At 65.9% G+C, this 16,378-nt stretch carries 18 protein-coding genes; 4 read left to right on the top strand and 14 right to left on the bottom strand.

Features of this window, described 5'->3' with window-relative positions:
• Window positions 1-56 precede the first annotated feature (56 nt).
• Entirely contained in the window at window positions 57-1,448 is a 1,392-nt protein-coding gene (ppnN, locus tag LDJ84_RS07625; RefSeq protein WP_024765246.1) for a nucleotide 5'-monophosphate nucleosidase PpnN, read from the top strand.
• A 76-nt stretch (window positions 1,449-1,524) separates the two neighbouring features.
• On the opposite strand, the gene LDJ84_RS07630 is transcribed toward ppnN, so the two are convergent.
• The 8 genes from LDJ84_RS07630 to rsxA all read right to left on the bottom strand — a co-directional run bounded on the left by LDJ84_RS07630 (window position 1,525) and on the right by rsxA (window position 8,278).
• Window positions 1,525-1,707, bottom strand: a complete 183-nt coding sequence (locus LDJ84_RS07630) for a PA3496 family putative envelope integrity protein (protein WP_017521020.1) — start codon at window positions 1,705-1,707, stop codon at window positions 1,525-1,527.
• A 107-nt stretch (window positions 1,708-1,814) separates the two neighbouring features.
• Window positions 1,815-2,453 (bottom strand): endonuclease III, encoded by a 639-nt coding sequence (gene nth, locus LDJ84_RS07635; RefSeq protein ID WP_037016056.1) that lies wholly within the window; start codon window positions 2,451-2,453, stop codon window positions 1,815-1,817.
• Window positions 2,450-3,163 (bottom strand): electron transport complex subunit E, encoded by a 714-nt coding sequence (locus LDJ84_RS07640; protein WP_226046147.1) that lies wholly within the window; start codon window positions 3,161-3,163, stop codon window positions 2,450-2,452. Before LDJ84_RS07640 ends, nth begins: the two co-directional genes overlap by 4 nt.
• Window positions 3,156-3,788, bottom strand: a complete 633-nt coding sequence (gene rsxG, locus LDJ84_RS07645; protein ID WP_065084966.1) for an electron transport complex subunit RsxG — start codon at window positions 3,786-3,788, stop codon at window positions 3,156-3,158. The genes LDJ84_RS07640 and rsxG overlap by 8 nt, the downstream gene beginning before the upstream one ends.
• Entirely contained in the window at window positions 3,785-4,825 is a 1,041-nt protein-coding gene (locus tag LDJ84_RS07650; RefSeq protein WP_226046148.1) for an RnfABCDGE type electron transport complex subunit D, read from the bottom strand. Before LDJ84_RS07650 ends, rsxG begins: the two co-directional genes overlap by 4 nt.
• Window positions 4,822-7,146, bottom strand: coding sequence for an electron transport complex subunit RsxC (gene rsxC / locus LDJ84_RS07655; protein WP_226046149.1), 2,325 nt, complete (start codon window positions 7,144-7,146; stop codon window positions 4,822-4,824). Before rsxC ends, LDJ84_RS07650 begins: the two co-directional genes overlap by 4 nt.
• On the bottom strand, window positions 7,143-7,697 hold the full coding sequence (gene rsxB / locus LDJ84_RS07660; RefSeq protein ID WP_024765241.1) for an electron transport complex subunit RsxB: 555 nt from the start codon (window positions 7,695-7,697) through the stop codon (window positions 7,143-7,145). Before rsxB ends, rsxC begins: the two co-directional genes overlap by 4 nt.
• A complete protein-coding gene (gene rsxA, locus LDJ84_RS07665) occupies window positions 7,694-8,278 on the bottom strand; it encodes an electron transport complex subunit RsxA (protein ID WP_065084969.1) in 585 nt (194 codons plus the stop codon). Before rsxA ends, rsxB begins: the two co-directional genes overlap by 4 nt.
• 208 nt (window positions 8,279-8,486) lie before the next feature.
• Here rsxA and LDJ84_RS07670 point away from each other — a divergent pair, with 208 nt between their 5' ends.
• A complete protein-coding gene (locus LDJ84_RS07670) occupies window positions 8,487-9,017 on the top strand; it encodes a hypothetical protein (RefSeq protein ID WP_226046150.1) in 531 nt (176 codons plus the stop codon).
• Here the strand turns inward: LDJ84_RS07670 and LDJ84_RS07675 are convergent.
• From LDJ84_RS07675 to metG, 5 genes are read right to left on the bottom strand one after another with little or no spacing between them, the layout of a single operon-like run.
• Window positions 9,011-9,409: a DUF350 domain-containing protein gene (locus tag LDJ84_RS07675; RefSeq protein ID WP_024765238.1), complete on the bottom strand. Its 399-nt coding sequence runs from the start codon at window positions 9,407-9,409 to the stop codon at window positions 9,011-9,013. The two genes, LDJ84_RS07670 and LDJ84_RS07675, sit on opposite strands and share 7 nt — an antisense overlap.
• Before the next feature lie 10 nt (window positions 9,410-9,419).
• Window positions 9,420-10,535, bottom strand: coding sequence for a glutathionylspermidine synthase family protein (locus tag LDJ84_RS07680; protein WP_226046151.1), 1,116 nt, complete (start codon window positions 10,533-10,535; stop codon window positions 9,420-9,422).
• The gene (locus tag LDJ84_RS07685) at window positions 10,535-10,864 is read right to left on the bottom strand and encodes a hypothetical protein (protein ID WP_037016073.1); all 330 of its coding nucleotides are present in this window, start codon (window positions 10,862-10,864) and stop codon (window positions 10,535-10,537) included. Before LDJ84_RS07685 ends, LDJ84_RS07680 begins: the two co-directional genes overlap by 1 nt.
• Window positions 10,861-11,664: a DUF4349 domain-containing protein gene (locus LDJ84_RS07690; RefSeq protein WP_226046152.1), complete on the bottom strand. Its 804-nt coding sequence runs from the start codon at window positions 11,662-11,664 to the stop codon at window positions 10,861-10,863. The genes LDJ84_RS07685 and LDJ84_RS07690 overlap by 4 nt, the downstream gene beginning before the upstream one ends.
• Window positions 11,665-11,689: 25 nt before the next feature.
• A complete protein-coding gene (metG, locus tag LDJ84_RS07695; RefSeq protein ID WP_170860059.1) occupies window positions 11,690-13,726 on the bottom strand; it encodes a methionine--tRNA ligase in 2,037 nt (678 codons plus the stop codon).
• A 185-nt stretch (window positions 13,727-13,911) separates the two neighbouring features.
• Between metG and apbC the strand changes: the two genes are divergently transcribed.
• Both apbC and dcd read left to right on the top strand, forming a co-directional pair.
• The gene (gene apbC, locus LDJ84_RS07700; RefSeq protein WP_065084975.1) at window positions 13,912-15,006 is read left to right on the top strand and encodes an iron-sulfur cluster carrier protein ApbC; all 1,095 of its coding nucleotides are present in this window, start codon (window positions 13,912-13,914) and stop codon (window positions 15,004-15,006) included.
• Between the two features lie 96 nt (window positions 15,007-15,102).
• Complete coding sequence (dcd, locus tag LDJ84_RS07705; RefSeq protein ID WP_017521037.1) at window positions 15,103-15,669, top strand: dCTP deaminase; 567 nt, start codon at window positions 15,103-15,105, stop codon at window positions 15,667-15,669.
• Window positions 15,670-15,711: 42 nt separating this feature from the next.
• Here the strand turns inward: dcd and LDJ84_RS07710 are convergent, their stop codons facing one another.
• Entirely contained in the window at window positions 15,712-16,269 is a 558-nt protein-coding gene (locus LDJ84_RS07710; RefSeq protein ID WP_226046153.1) for an AAA family ATPase, read from the bottom strand.
• Window positions 16,270-16,378: the final 109 nt, after the last annotated feature.

A 16,378-nucleotide genomic window follows, 5' to 3' on the forward strand; every position in this document is an offset into this window, starting at 1 on the left:
ATCTATCGGAAGACCCCGCGCCCAGGCGCCCGGCTTCCATCGTCAAGGAATACAGCATGTCCCCAAGACCGGTAAACAATGCCTCGGTCAGCCCCAAGGGCAGCCTCGAAACCCTCTCCCAACGTGAAGTGCACCAGCTCAGCGAAGCGGGCTCGGGCAGTACCTACAAGCTTTTCCGCCAGTGTGCCCTGGCCATCCTCAACACCGGCACGCAGATCGACAACGCCAAGCACATCCTCGACGCCTACCGCGACTTCGAACTGGAAATCCACCAGCAGGATCGCGGCGTGCGCCTGGAACTGTTCAACGCGCCGGCCGACGCCTTCGTCGATGGCGAGATGATCGCCAGCACCCGCGAGATGCTCTTCAGCGCCCTGCGCGACATCGTCTACACCCAGAATGCGCTGAACAGCCGGCGTTTCGGCCTGGACAGCTCGGCCGGCATCACCGACTACGTCTTCCACCTGCTGCGCAATGCCCGTGCGCTGCATGCCGGCGTGGAGCCGAAGATCGTCGTTTGCTGGGGCGGCCATTCGATCAGTACCAACGAGTACAAGTACACCAAGAAGGTCGGCCACGAGCTGGGCCTGCGCAGCCTCGACGTCTGCACCGGTTGCGGCCCCGGCGTGATGAAGGGGCCGATGAAGGGCGCCACCATCGGCCACGCCAAGCAGCGCATCACCGATGGCCGCTATATCGGCTTGACCGAGCCGGGAATCATCGCCGCCGAGGCGCCGAACCCCATCGTCAACGAACTGGTGATCCTGCCGGATATCGAGAAGCGCCTGGAGGCCTTCGTTCGCGTCGGCCACGGCATCATCGTGTTCCCCGGCGGTGTCGGCACGGCGGAGGAGTTCCTCTACCTGCTGGGCATTCTCATGCACCCGGAGAACCAGGACATGCCGTTCCCCCTGGTGCTCACCGGCCCGCGCAGCGCGGCGGCCTATATCGAGCAGCTGCATGCCTTCATCGGGGCGACCCTGGGGGAGGCGGCGCAGAAGCGCTATCGCATCATCATCGACGACCCGGCGGAAGTGGCGCGGGAAATGAGCGCGGGCCTCAAGCGGGTCAAGCAGTTCCGTCGCGAGCGCAACGACGCCTACCACTTCAACTGGCTGCTGAAGATCGACGAGGGCTTCCAGCGTCCGTTCGAACCGACCCACGAGAACATGGCCGGCCTGGACCTGGGGCCCGACGTGCCGCCCCACGAGCTGGCGGCGAACCTGCGCCGGGCCTTCTCCGGCATCGTCGCGGGCAACGTGAAGGATCGCGGCATCCGTATGATCGAGGAGTTCGGCCCGTACGAGATCCACGGTGACGCGGCCATCATGGAGCCGCTCGATGCGCTGTTGCAGGCGTTCGTCGAGCAGCACCGGATGAAACTGCCGGGCGGCGCAGCGTACGAGCCTTGTTACCGGGTGGTGCAGCGCTCCGGAGTGTCGGTGTGAACCTGTAGGAACGAAAAACAAAAAGCCCCGCCAGGATGCGGGGCTTTTTCATTCGGGCTTTACGTTCAGGAGAGGCTTACAGATCGAAATCGTAGTCGGACAGTTGGCGCTGCAGACGACGCTCTTCCAGGTAGTTATCGATGATGCGGCGCTTGGTCAGGTTGGTCTTGGCGACCTCTGCCGTGGCTTCTGCGCCGTCATCGCTGTCGTCTGTGCTGACATCGTCCTCGAGTTCGAGGTCTTCTTTGTCGTTTGCCATTCGGTGCACTCCACAACACGGGGTGTGTTGGCGCCCCTTATAGCGACAAAGGAGTGGGCGGTAAAAAAGATTTTTTCAATCAGCCTGAAGGAATTTTCCCATAACGCTCAATCGTCCGACGTCTTGTGCTTGTACTCGCACAGGTCCTCGATCCGGCAACTGCCACACTGCGGCTTGCGCGCCTTGCAGACGTAGCGTCCATGCAGGATCAGCCAGTGGTGCGCATCCAGCAGGTATTCCTTGGGCACGAACTTGAGCAGCTTGCGCTCCACCTCCAGCACATTGCGCCCTGGCGCGATGTTGGTGCGGTTGGATACGCGGAAGATATGGGTGTCCACCGCCATCGCCGGCTGTCGGAAAGCCGTGTTGAGGACCACGTTGGCAGTCTTGCGGCCCACGCCGGGCAAGGCTTCCAGGTCTTCACGGTTCTCCGGCACCTGGCCGCCGTGCTTCTCGATGAGGATGCGGCAGGTCTCGATGGTGTTCTTCGCCTTGCTGTTGTACAGGCCGATGGTCTTGATGTACTCCGACAGGCCCTCCACGCCCAGGGCGTAGATCGCTTCCGGGGTATTGGCCACCGGGTAGAGCTTGGCGGTGGCCTTGTTCACCCCCACGTCGGTGGCCTGGGCGGAGAGCAGCACCGCGATCAGCAGCTCGAAGGGCGAGCTGTAGGCCAGTTCGGTTTCGGGGTTGGGGTTGTCTTCCTTGAGTCGGCGGAAAATCTCCGCGCGCTTGGCGGCATTCATTCGATCACTCCGGTCACGCGGACGCGCTGGCGCTCGGTGGCGGGTACGTTGCCCGCCTGCGCCTTGGCGCGGTCCGCCAGGCTTTCATCAATACGGTTCTTGAGGGCGATCAGCAGGCCCAGCACCAGGAAGGCGCCGGGCGGCAGCACCGCCAGCAGCAGGCCCTGGTAACCGGGGACCTGTACTTTCCAGTCGGCGGCGGCCGGGCCGAACAGCAGCTCCATGCCGGCCAGCAGGGTGCCATGGCCGAGCAGTTCGCGCAGGGTGCCGATGATCAGCAGGACCAGGGCGAAGCCCAGCCCCATCATCAGCGCGTCGAAGGCCGAGCGTGCCAGGTTGTTCTGCGAGGCGAAGGTCTGCGCGCGGCCGAGGATCACGCAGTTGGTGGTGATCAGCGGTACGAAGATGCCCAGCACCTGGTACAGCTCGAAGCGCCAGGCCTGCATCAGCAGTTCGATGCAGGTGTTCAGGGTGGCGATGATCAGCAGGAAGGCAGGCAGGCGCACGGTCTCGCTCAGCGCGCTGCGGATCAGCGAGACGCTGACGCTGGAGCAGACCAGCACGAAGAGTGTCGCCAGCCCCAGGCCGAGGGCGTTGACCATGGAGCTGCTGGTGCCCAGCAACGGGCACAGGCCGAGCAGTTGCACCAGGCCGGGGTTGTTCTTCCACAGCCCCTGCAGGGCGATTTCGCGGTAGCCGGGGTCATTCATGGTTTTCTCCCGAGGCGGGGGCGAGCAGCTCTGCTTTGTGCGCGTCGAAGTACTGCAGCGCCAGGTGCGTGGCCTTGACCACCGCGCGCGGGGTGACGGTGGCGCCGGCGAACTGGTCGAACTGGCCGCCGTCCTTCTTCACTTTCCAGCCATTGTCGCCCGGATCAGTCAGCGATCGACCGTCGAAGCCGTGCAGCCAGCCGCTCTTGCCCAGTTCGATACGGTCGCCCTGGCCCGGCGTTTCATGGTGGGCCACGACCCGCACGCCGAGCAGGCGGCCCTGTGCAGTCACGCCGACCAGCAACTGGATCGAGCCGCCATAGCCATCCCGTGCCACGGGCTGGAGTACGACCGCCGTGGCCTGGCCCCGGAGCCGGGCGATGTAAGCGGGTGCCGGCTCGTCGCGGCCCAGCAGCTTGGGATCGAAAGCGCTGACTTCGGTTTCCAGCGGATGGTTGTCATAGCTGCCCCTGGGCAGCAGCTCCAGCAGCGTGCGGCCACGCGCTTCGCGCTGGGCGGTATCGATGCGCTGGGCGGTGAGCTGGTGAACGGTCGCCACCACGCCCGTGGCGATCAGCGCGACCAGTCCCAGTGCCAGGGCGCTCTTGAGCAGTTCGCGGTTCATTGCTCACCTGCCTTGAAACCCTGCTCGGGCTTCTTGTGCCCGTAGGTGCGCGGGCGAGTGAAGGCGTCGATGGTTGGCGCGGCGAGGTTCATCAGCAGCACGGCGAAGGCCAGACCGTCCGGGTAGCCACCCCAGGCGCGGATCACGTAGGTGAGCACGCCGACGCCGATGCCGAACACCAGTCGGCCACGGTTGCTGGTGGCGCCGGACACCGGGTCGGTGACGATGAAGAAAGCGCCGAGCATGGTCGCGCCGCTGAACAGGTGCAGCAGCGGCGAGCCGTGGGAGTCGGAGCCGGAGCCGTTCCAGAACAGCAGGCTCATGACGAACAGCCCGCCGAGCATGCCCACCGGCGCGTGCCAGGTGAACAGCTTGCGCCAGAGCAGGAACAGGCCGCCGGCGAGGAAGGCCAGGTTCACCAGCTCCACGCCGCGCCCGCCGACACTGCCGAAGGCCGGAGACTGCGCCAGCAGTTCCTCCATGGTCAGGCTGTGGTTGTTGCGCACCACGTCCAGCGCGGTGGCGCCAACCCAGGCGTCCGGCACCTGGCTGGTGAAGCCGAAGATCTGCCGCAACCCTTCGCCGAAGCCAAGCGCGCTGTCCGGCGCCGGCCATTGGCTCATCAGCTGCGGGAAGGACACCAGCACCGCCGCGTAGCCGACCATCGCCGGGTTGAACGGGTTCTGCCCGAGGCCGCCGTAGAGGTGCTTGCCGAAGACCAGTGCGAACACCGTGGCGACCGCGCTCAGCCACCATGGCGAGTAGGGCGGCAAGGCGAGGGCGAGCAGCACGGCGGTGACTAGCGCGCTGCCGTCCTTGAGGAAGAATGCCAGCGGCCGATCACGCAGCTTGAGCATCACGGCCTCGGTGGAGAGGGCGAGCAGGCTGCACCAGAGCAGGTTGAAGAGGGTGCCCACGCCGTACAGGCCGATCAGCACCAGGGCGCCGGGCGCGCAGGCAGCCAGCAGCGTCAGCATGACCCTCTGTGTGCGGTTGCTGCCGGTGGCGTGGGGAGAACTGATGCGAGGAAGCTTCATGCAGGCGCCTCGCCATTGGCATCGGCGACGGCACGTTCGGCCGCTTGCAGGCGTTCGCGGGCCGAGGCCAGGGCGTGGTCGCCGGCGCCTTCGCGCTCGAGCTTCTTCAGGTCGGCACGGGCGTAGGCCAGTTCGGTCTTGGCGGCGCGCAGGGCGGCTGTCACCGGGCGCTTGTCGGTACGCACGAGGTCCGGCGGCGCCTTGCCGCTGGCGTCTTCGGCGGCGTGCAGGGCGGCTTCCGCAGCAGCGAGGGTCAGGCGGATCGCGTCCAGTTCCTCGGCGGTGGCACCTTCGCGTTCAGCGGCGCGCAAGGCATCGCGCTGGCTGATGTAGGCCAGCTTGGCCTGGCGCAGGGCGAGTACGCCGTCGACGGGCTGGGCGGCTTGCGGATCGGTCGGCACAGCGGCCCCCTGCAATGCGTTGAGTTGGCGTTCGATGCGCTCGACGTCCGCACGCAAGGAGGCGAGGGTGGCGCGCTGCTCGTCCGTGGGGGATTCGCCGAAGGCCTTCTCGGACTTCTTCAACTGGGCGCGGGCCATGGCGGCGTCGATCTTCGCTTTCTTCATCGCGGCTTCATCGGAGGCAGGCGCAGCGAATGGCGCCGGCGCGGCGTTGGTGCCCTCCGATTCGGCTGCCGCCAGTGCGGCCTTGGCCTGCTCGGCGGCGATGCGCAATTCGGCCACCTGGGCGCGCAGTTGGTCGGTGTCGTGGGTGGCCAATTGCTTCTCGGCTTTCTTCAGCGCCACCTGGGCCATGCTTGCTTCGATCTTCAGGCGCTTGAGTTGGTCGGGCGCATTGCCCACGGACTTCTCCGCCTTCACCCGTTCGATGACCGATTGCGCGGCGGGCGCGCTCGGCGATGCGATTTCGGGCTGTTCTTCCTGCACACGCGCGGCGCGTTCCTGGCGGGCCAGGCGGTCGGCGGCGCGCCGATCTTCTTCGTTGCGCAGGCGCTCCTGGCGTTGTTCGAAGCGCAGGCGCGATTGCTCGGCCTTCAACTGCCGCTGTTCCAGTTCGCGGATCTCGGCCTTGGATGCGCGATAGTACTGCACCAGCGGAATGCTCGACGGGCACACGTAGGCACAGGCGCCGCACTCGATGCAGTCGAACAGATTGTGCGCCACGAGTCGCTCGTGATCCTCCGCGAAAAAATACAGCTGTTGCGGCAACAGGCTGGCCGGGCAGACCTGCGCACAATCGCCACAGCGGATGCACGGCATGGCTGGCGCCGGCAGTGGCAGCTCTTCGCGGGTGGCGGCCAGCAGGCAGTTGGCGGTCTTGAGCAGCGGCGCGTCGAGCGATGGCAGGCTGTCGCCCATCAGCGGGCCGCCGAGGATCAGCCGGTCAAGCTTGTCGAGATCGAGGCCGGCGAAATCCAGCAACTCGCCCACCGGCGTGCCGATCAGCGCTTCGACGTTGCACGGGCGCGCCAGCGCGGCGCCGGCCAGGGTGGTGATGCGCGAGATCAGCGGTTGCCCGCGCAGCACGGCGTCGGCCACGGCAACGGCGGTGGCGACGTTCACGCAGAGCATGCCGATGTCCGCCGGCAGGCCGCCGGAAGGGACTTCGCGGCCGGTGAGAACCTGGATCAGCTGGCGCTCGCCGCCCGAAGGGTAGCGGGTCGGGATCGCCTGCAGCCGGATGTTCCGCTCACCGATGGCGGCCTGCACGGCGGCGATGGCCTGGGGCTTGTCGTCCTCGATGCCGACCAGCACCTGTTGCGGCTGGAGGACGTGCATCAGCACCTCGATGCCTTCCACCAGTTCGACGGCGCGTTCGCGCATCAGCAGGTCGTCGGCGCTGATGTACGGCTCGCACTCAGCGCCGTTGATGATCAGGGTATGCAGGTCGTCCTGCGCGCGGGAGGCCAGCTTGGCGGCGGTGGGGAAGCCGGCGCCGCCGAGGCCGGCGATGCCCGACTGGCGGATGCGCTCCAGCACTTCGACGCCGGAGAGCGAGCTGTAGTCGGACAGGGGCACACGCGTGGACCATTCCTCTGCGCCGTCGCTTTCAATGACGATGGCGGGCGCCGTCAGGCCGGATGGGTGTGGGTAAGGCTGCTCGCTCACCTCGACCACGACACCGGAAGTCGGCGCATGCAGCGCGGCGCTGATAGTGCTGCCGGCCTCTGCGATCAGTTGGCCCTTGAGTACGCGCTGGCCGGCCTCGACGCAGGGGCGCGCGGGCTCGCCGATATGCTGTTGCAGGGGCAACACCAGCCGGCGTGGCAGTGGCGGATGCTGGATCGGCTTGGCGGTGGATTGCTGCTTGTTGGCTGGCAATCTCAGGCCGCCCGGGAACTTCCAGACCTGCATGTTCATGCCGCCTGCTCCCGGTCGCTGTGGATCAGTCGGCCCTGCGGCAGCGGCCACCTCCAGTCGGCGACGCCTACCGGCAGGTCGCGCATCTCGATGCAGTCCACCGGGCAGGGTTCCAGGCACAGGTCGCAGCCGGTGCACTCGTCGACGATCACCGTGTGCATCAGCTTGGCGGCGCCGACGATGGCGTCCACCGGGCAGGCGCGGATGCACTTGGTGCAACCGATGCATTCGGCTTCGCGGATGTAGGCCACGCGCAGCGGCGTTTCTTCGGCGGCGTCCAGCGGCAGCGGTTCGACGCCCAGCAGGTCGGCCAGGGCGGCGATGGTCGCGGCGCCGCCGGGCGGGCACTTGTTGATCGCATCGCCGTCGGCGATGGCCTGGGCGTAGGGCTTGCAGCCGGCATAACCGCACTGGCCGCACTGGGTTTGCGGCAGCAGGTCATTGATCTGCACGGCGATCGATTCGTCAGCGACCTTCACCCGCGCCGACGCCAGGCGCAACGCCACGGCGCCGGCAAGGCAGAGCAGGATGATCAGCAGCGCCGCGATCATGGCTTGAGCAGCCCGCTGAAGCCCATGAACGCCAGGGACATCAGGCCCGCGGTGATCATGCCGATGGCCGCGCCCTTGAACGGCTTGGGCACGTCGGCGATGGCGATGCGCTCGCGCAGGGCGGCGAACAGTACCAGCACCAGGGTGAAGCCCAGCCCGGCGCCGAATCCCTGGAAGATGGACTGCAGAAAGCCGAATTCGGGCTTGCGGGCATTCAGCAGGGCCACGCCCAGCACGATGCAGTTGGTGGTGATCAGCGGCAGGAAGATGCCCAGCCCGCGGGCCAGCAGCGGGCTGGTCCTCTTCACCAGCAGCTCGGTGAACTGCACCACCAGGGCGATCACCAGGATGAAGGCGATGGTACGCAGGAATTCCAGGTCCAGCGGTTGCAGCACGTAGCGCTGCAGGATGTAGCTGAAGGCCGAGGCGAGGGTGAGCACGAAGGTGGTCGCCAGGGCCAGCGCAAACGCCGCCTCGATCTTGCGCGACACGCCCATGAACGGGCAGATGCCGAGGAATTGCACCAGCACGAAATTGTTGACCAGGATGGCGCTGACCAGGATCAGGGCAAGTTCGGTCATGGCCGGGCACTCGCAGCCAGGCGCGAGGGGAGGCGGATCATGCTCGGAGACCGGTGGTCGGCGGGTTGATGGCGACGAGAGTGCATAGGTCGAATACAAGGTGCGAAGTCGGTAATTGTACCTCCCCGAAATCAGTTGCGGTGCCAGGGGTGGCGGGAGGAACATCAGCGGCTGCCGAACCTGATCGGTTCCCCTCACGGAAGTCGCGATGCGCAAAACTCTGTCCGGACGCCTCACCGCACTCTGCCTGCTGTTCTCCAGTGGCCTGGCTTCGGCTGCCCCCTTTACCACGTCTGACCTGGTCAGTTGGCCGCGGATGAATGTCGCCGATTTCGCCTGCCTGCTGGAACAGCGCACCGGTCACGCCGACGCGCAGTTCAGCTGCGCTTTCAGCAGGAAGCTGAGCAACTGGGGCGACGCCTGCCATGACACCGACCTCAGCTACGCCGGCCCGCAGTTGCCCGAAGCCTTGGCGCGGCAACTGAACCCGCATGTCACGGCGGTGGACCTGGACTGGGAGTACGGCCGCCTGCAGTCGGTGAACGTCACCTTCGACAAGATCATGACCGCGGAGGAAGTCGCGGACATCTTCCCGGACGTGAACCTGGAAGACCCGACGTCACGGGAAAACCTGAGCAACGCCTCGCTGCAGGACTGCGCCGAAGACGCCTCCTGCCTCTACCTGGAAGGCTTCGAGCACCTGGGCGGCGGCGATGTGGACTGCGAGGACGCTCAGTAGGTCATGCAGGCGGCGTTGAGCAGCCCCACGCACAGCGAGGCGCCGCCGAGGAACACGCCGTGGGCCAGGGTATTGTCGGCAATGCCGCCCTTGAGCTCCGGCACCACGCGCGACAGCCCGAGGAATACCAGCACCTGCACCAGCATGGCGATCGCGCCCCAGATCAGCATGTCGATGATGCTGACGCTGTGGGCGATGGCGCTTGCCAGCGGCAGGGCGAAGCCGAGCAAGGTGCCGACCAGCGCCACGGCGGCACTGAGGTTGCCCTGGCGGATCAGCTGGATTTCCGCGTAGGGCGTCAGGCGGATGTAGAGGCTGGTGAACAGGCCGAACAGGCCGATGGCCGCGGCAAAATACGCGAGAAAGTTGGGCAGGGTCTGCAGCAGGTTCATGGCAAATCCTTCAGACGAAATAGTGGGGGACGAAGCGGCTGCTGTCGCGGGTGATGGCACTGGCGTCCTCGCGGATGCCCAGGCCGGCGGCCTGGCCGTCGATCACCCAGCAGCCGAGCACGGCGTAGTTGTCGCCGTGCCTGGCCAACGGTGCGTAGCTTTGATAGATGCAGGGCGCGTCGGCATGGGGGCCGTCGCTTTCCAGCTGCAGATCGCCGGCGACGATGCGGATGTTCTCGCCCTCGCGCGAATACAGGGGCTTGCGCACGTAGGCGCCGGGGAGGTCCAGGCGGTAGCTGGCCGGTAGCAGGTTCGGATGGCCGGGGTTGAGCTTCCAGAGGATTGGCAGCATGGCCTTGCTCGACATCAGCAGCTTCCAGGCGGGCTCCAGGAAGCGGATGTCGCTGCGCTCCAGGTGCCCGGCGAAACTGTCCTGCAGCAGCCACTCCCAGGGATAGAGCTTGAAGCAGTGACGGATGTCCTGCTCGTACTGGTCGATGAAGGTGCCGCGCCCGGCGTGGTGGCCGATGAATTCCAGCGGCAGGTAGCGTGTCGGCAAGCCGGCCTGGTGCGCGGTGTCGAGCAGGTAGAGGACATTGCCGGTGTCTTCCTCGTGGCCATCGATGGCGGTGAAGTGCAGCGTGCCGTCGGGGGCGATGGCCTTCCAGCGCGCGATCAGCTTCTCGTGCAGCGAGTTGAACTGGTCGGCGTCCGGGTTCACGTCGTTCAGCCATTGCCACTGCACCACGCTGGCCTCCAGCAGGCCGGTCGGCGTGTCGGCGTTGTACTCGAGCATCTTCGGCTGGCCTTCGCCGTTCCAGGCGAAGTCGAAGCGGCCATAGAGACTCGGGTCCTGGCGCTGCCAGGAGCGGATGATTTCCTCGCGGGCACCCGGCGGCAGCTGGAAGGGCTCGAAGTGGCCGGTACGGATCACCCATTCCACACATTCCAGGTAGCGCTGGTGCAGGTCTTCGCTGGCGGCTTCCAGCGTCTCGATCTGCTCGAGGCTGAATTCATAGGCCACCGATTCGTCCCAGTACAGGCCGTCGATGCTGTGGAAGGTGAAGCCGACCGCCTCGCAGCGCTCGCGCCAGTCGGGGCGCGGCGTCATCGCCAGACGACGCATCAGCCGCCCCCGGAGAAGCGGGCGCCGGAGTGGCCGAAGCCACCGCGGGTGACCAACTGACGCGACTGTACCTGGTAGGTCTGCGCGGTCTTCGGTCGTGAGCCGTCCTCGTAGCTCGGCCCGCGATAGCGCCCGGAGCTGCTGCCGACGTAACTTCCGCCGCCGCTGCTGGCAGATTCCGGCTCGCAGGCGTTGGGCGTGTTGCCCCAGTCCTTCAGGCAGTCCTCGCGGTTGGCGTAGAGGTCGCGGTACACCGGGTTGTGGTGCAGCACGCTGTAGAGCACCCCGCCGGTGAGCAGGGTGGTGAAGACGATGTTGGATTTCTTCATGCTTTGTTCGCGGCGCGCCTGGAACCGAGTTTTCGCCACAACCAGCGCAGGATCAGGCCGGCGATGAGCAGTACCACCAGCAGCGGCAGGCCGAAGGCGGCGACCTGGATGGCATTGACGGTGCCGTCGGTAAGTTCGTCCAGCGAGTTGCCGAAGGCCCTGCCGATACGTGACCAGCGACCGGTCGGCTGGTATTCGCTGGAGAAGTCCAGGGTCAGCAGATTGGTGGCGATGCGTCGCTGTTGTTGGGCGGAGTCCTGGCGGGCGGCCTGCAACTGCTGCTCGACTTCGGCGGTGGCCTTGGCCAGGGCCAGCAGGTCGCTGACGCTCATGTCCTTGCGGCCCTGGAAGCCTTGCAGGGTCTGGTACTCACGCTCCAGGCGCTCGCGCAGCTGCTGGTTGTTGCTCACCGCCTGGGCGAGGTCTTCGGCCTGGGTGCGGCGGCTTTGCAGTTGGCCGCCTTCGGCCGCGAGGGCGACGAGCTTTTCCACGCCTTCGGGGACGATGCGAACCACGAGATGCGCGTTGCGCATCTGGCTGTCGCCGCTCTGCTCGATGGCAATCAGCTCGCAGGGGCCGAAGTGGTCCTGGGTGCAGGCATCGCGGGAGGCGGCCAGCTGCGCGTCGATACGCTCGCTGGCCAGGCGGATGCCGACCTGGTGTTCATAGGCGAGGAAGGAACCGGCCTTCGCCGCTTCCCCCTGGAAAGCGGCGCCGGAACCGGCGGCGTGCTCCGAGGGAGCGCCGCAGCCGGCGAGGGCGGCGCTCAGGAAGAGCGCTGCGCAGTGGTGCAGTTTCATCGAGGGCCTCCTTGCCGTCCGATGCTTACTTGACGCGCTGGCCCGGCTTGGCGCCGCTGTCCGGGCTGAGCAGGTAGATCTCTTCACCGCCGGGGCCGGCGGCCAGGACCATGCCCTCGGAGACGCCGAACTTCATCTTGCGCGGGGCCAGGTTGGCTACGTACAGGGTCAGGCGGCCTTCGAGCTTGCTCGGGTCCGGGTAGGCGCTCTTGATGCCGGAGAACACGTTGCGCTTCTCGTCGCCGATGTCCAGGGACAGGCGCAGCAGCTTGTCGGCACCCTCGACGAACTCGCACTTCTCGATCAGCGCGATGCGCAGGTCGACGGCGGCGAAGGCGTCGAAGTTGATTTCCGCGGCGAGCGGGTCCTTGGTCAGCTCGCCATTGCCGGCGGGTTTCGGGGCACTGGCGAGGAGGTCTTCCTTGGAGGCTTCGATCATGGCTTCGATTTTCGCAGGCTCGATACGGGTCATCAGCGGGTTGAACGGGTTCAACTGGTGATTGGCCAGCAGTTGCTCGTGGTCGGCCCATTTCAGCGGGGCGACGTTGAGGAAGGCTTCGGCGGCAACGGCCAGCTTCGGCAGTACCGGCTTGAGGAAGATCACCAGCTGGCGGAACAGGTTCACGCCCAAGGCGCAGATGGCCTGGACTTCGTCCTGCTTGCCTTCCTGCTTGTTCAGCGACCAGGGCGCCTTGTCGGCGATCCAGGCGTTGGCCTGGTCGGCCAGGGCCATGATTTCGCGCATGGCGCGGCCGAAGTCACGGGCTTCGTAGGCGGCGGCGATGCTCGGCGCCGCGTCCTTGAAGGCCTGGGCCAGTTCCGGCGCGGGGTTGGCGTCCACCAGCAGGCCGTTGTTGCCCTTGTGGATGAAGCCGGCGCAACGGCTGGCGATGTTGACCACCTTGCCGACCAGGTCGGAGTTGACCTTCTGCACGAAGTCCTCGAGGTTCAGGTCGAGGTCGTCCACGCCGCGGCCCAGCTTGGAGGCGTAGTAGTAGCGCAGGTATTCCGGGTCCAGGTGATCCAGGTAGGTGCGCGCCTTGACGAAGGTGCCGCGCGATTTGGACATCTTCTGGCCGTTGACGGTCAGGTAGCCGTGCACGTTCAGCGCGGTCGGCTTGCGGTAGCCGGCGCCTTCGAGCATGGCCGGCCAGAACAGCGCGTGGAAGTTGACGATGTCCTTGCCGATGAAGTGGTACAGCTCGGCGTCCGAGCCCTGCTTCCAGTAGGCGTCGAAGTCCAGCTCCGGACGGCGCGCGCAGAGGTTCTTGAAGCTGGCCATGTAGCCGATCGGTGCGTCCAGCCAGACGTAGAAGTACTTGCCCGGCGCGTCGGGAATCTCGAAGCCGAAATACGGCGCGTCGCGGGAGATATCCCACTCCTGCAGGCCGGAATCCAGCCACTCGGCGAGCTTGTTGGCCACCGAATCCTGCAGGGCGCCGCTGCGGGTCCACTGCTGCAGCATGGCCTGGAAGTCAGGCAGCTTGAAGAAGTAGTGCAGCGATTCCTTGAGTACCGGGGTGGCGCCGGAAATCGCCGATTTCGGGTCCTTCAGCTCGGTGGGCGAGTAGGTCGCGCCGCAGGCTTCGCAGTTGTCGCCGTACTGGTCGGCGGTGCCGCACTTCGGGCAGGTGCCCTTGATGAAGCGGTCGGCCAGGAACATCTGCTTTTCCGGGTCGAAGTACTGGGTCACCGGGCGGGTGGCGATGTGGCCGGCGTCACGCAGCTTCAGGTAGATGGCCGAGGACAGCTCGCGGTTCTCTTCCGAATGGGTCGAGTGGTAGTTGTCGAACTCCACCAGGAAATCGGCGAAATCGCCCATGTGCTCGGCGCGCACGCCGTCGATCAGTTGCTCGGAGGTAATGCCTTCGCGCTCGGCGCGCAGCATGATGGCCGAACCGTGGGCATCGTCCGCGCACACGTACACCGCCTGGTTGCCACGCATTTTCTGGAAGCGAACCCAGATGTCGGTCTGGATGTACTCCAGCATGTGACCGAGGTGGATCGAACCATTGGCGTAGGGCAGGGCGCTGGTGACGAGGATCTTGCGGGCTTCGGACATGATGATCGGCCGTTCCGGTTAAAACGAGGGAATCGGCAACTATATAGGTCTGGGGCGAAATTTTCATCCGTGGGCCGCTTGGCCGTAGGGCTGAGCCCGAACTACCCCCGATGATCCCGAGCAAGGGGCGGACGAGAGGCGTAAGATGCCCACCTATTCTGCTCAGTCTTTCATCGGGAGTACCCATGAGCGCCGTTACCCGTGCCACGGTGGAGGCCGTCCTCCGCCAGATCAACGACCCCCACACCGGCCAGAACCTGCTGGACGCAGGCTACCTGCACGAGCTGGACATCCAGGGCGGGCGTGTCTCTCTGACCCTTGAGCTGGGTTACGCCGCCGGCCTGTTCAAGAATGGCCTGGCGCAGACCGTGCAGATGGCCCTGGAGGCGCTGGACGGCGTCGACTCGGCGCAGGTCAAGGTGGAAACCCACATCGCCGCGCACAAGGCCCAGGCCCAGGTGCCGGGCATGAGCAACGTGAAGAACATCATCGCCGTGGCCTCCGGCAAGGGCGGCGTGGGCAAGTCCACCACCGCCGCCAATCTCGCGCTGGCGCTGGCCCGCGAAGGCGCCAAGGTCGGCATCCTCGACGCCGACATCTATGGGCCGAGCCAGGGCATCATGTTCGGCATCCCCGAGGGTACCCGGCCGAAGATCCGCGACCAGAAGTGGTTCATCCCGCTGGAGGCCCACGGGGTGGAAGTCATGTCCATGGCCTTCCTTACCGACGACAACACCCCGGTGGTCTGGCGCGGCCCGATGGTCTCCGGTGCGCTGATCCAACTGATCACCCAGACCGCCTGGAACGACCTGGATTACCTGGTCATCGATATGCCGCCGGGCACCGGCGACATCCAGCTGACCCTCGCGCAGAAGGTCCCGGTGGCCGGTGCGGTGATCGTCACCACCCCGCAGGACCTGGCCCTGCTGGACGCCAAGAAGGGCGTGGAGATGTTCCGCAAGGTCAACATCCCGGTGCTGGGCGTGGTGGAGAACATGGCTGTGCACATCTGCTCCAACTGCGGCCATGCCGAGCACCTGTTCGGCGAGGGCGGCGGCGAGAAGCTGGCGGCGCAGTTCGGCGTCGACCTGCTGGCCTCGCTGCCGTTGTCCATGGCCATCCGCATGCAGGCCGACGGCGGCAAGCCCACCGTGGTTGCCGACCCGGAAAGCCAGCTGGCGATGATCTACCAGGAAACCGCGCGCTGCGTCGGCGCCCGCATCGCCCTGAGCGAGAAGGCCGCGCCGGCCATGCCGAATATTTCCATCAGCGACGATTGAAGGCGCGACAATGCCACCGGGCGCGCCCCTTTGCCGGCTGGCGCGCCTGCCGGTAAGATTCGCCTTCTTTTTCAACCGCCGCACAGGACACCCGCCATGAGCATCAAATCGGACAAGTGGATTCGCCGCATGGCTCAGGAGCACGGCATGATCGAGCCGTTCGTCGAGCGCCAGATTCGCGGTGCCGATGACAGCCGGGTGATTTCCTACGGCGTTTCCAGCTATGGCTACGACGTGCGCTGCGCCGCCGAATTCAAGGTGTTCACCAACATCCACTCGGCCGTGGTCGACCCGAAGAACTTCGACGAGAAGAGTTTCGTGGACATCAACAGCGACGTCTGCATCATCCCGCCGAACTCCTTCGCCCTGGCTCGCACCGTCGAGTACTTCCGCATCCCGCGCGACGTGCTGACCATCTGCCTGGGCAAGAGCACCTACGCGCGCTGCGGCATCATCGTCAACGTGACCCCGCTGGAGCCGGAGTGGGAAGGCCACGTGACCCTGGAATTCTCCAACACCACCAACCTGCCGGCGAAGATTTACGCCCACGAAGGCGTGGCGCAGATGCTGTTCCTGCAGTCGGACGAAGCCTGCGAAGTCTCCTACCGCGATCGCGGCGGCAAGTACCAGGGCCAGACCGGCGTTACCCTGCCCAAGGCCTGATGGCCCTGTGCTGCACGAAGAACCGGGCCTTGGCCCGGTTTTTTATTGGAACGAAGAACCTTTAGGGCAGTGGGCCAGGACGAATTCCGCACGTTTCTGCAGGCTGCACAGGGGCAGTTCCAGCACTCGATAGCCCAGCTCTTCGTATGCTTCAGCCATCACCGCCGCCGTTCGCTGCGCTTCGGCGAAGTCCTGCCGGCGTTCGGCATCGTTGCGGTAGATGGCTTCCCACGCGGGCGCCAGGAATACGGTCGGCCCGTAGCGTAGTTTCCGTGCGGCGATTTGCAGTTCTTCCGGAACCGGTATGCCGCAGAGCCTCGCATATCCCAGCACATCCGGCAGGCCGCGATCGAACAGCCACAAACCACCGCCATCGAGCGCCTGCGCACGAGTCGTCAGCGCGTGCTCGAACATTTCCCGGCAGAAGGCATCCCGGTTTGCCCACGGCAATGCATCGCCACCACGGACCAGTTGCTCGCGGATGATGGCGCGGCCGCCTTCCTCGACGATGTTCAGGCCGTGATGGCGGTGCAGGTGATCGAGCAGTGTGCTCTTGCCGGCGCCGGGGCCGCCGGTGATGACGATGAGGGATTCGGACATGGCGACGACTCCTGGGAAAGGATGCAGGGGAGTACCAGCCGGGGAAGGTCTTGCAGGTAAGAAATGCAGCGGAGAGGAGGCGGGAAAAAAGAAAGGCACCCAAGGGGTG

The organism is Pseudomonas sp. HS-18 (genome assembly GCF_020401845.1).
Classification (GTDB): domain Bacteria; phylum Pseudomonadota; class Gammaproteobacteria; order Pseudomonadales; family Pseudomonadaceae; genus Pseudomonas; species Pseudomonas nitroreducens.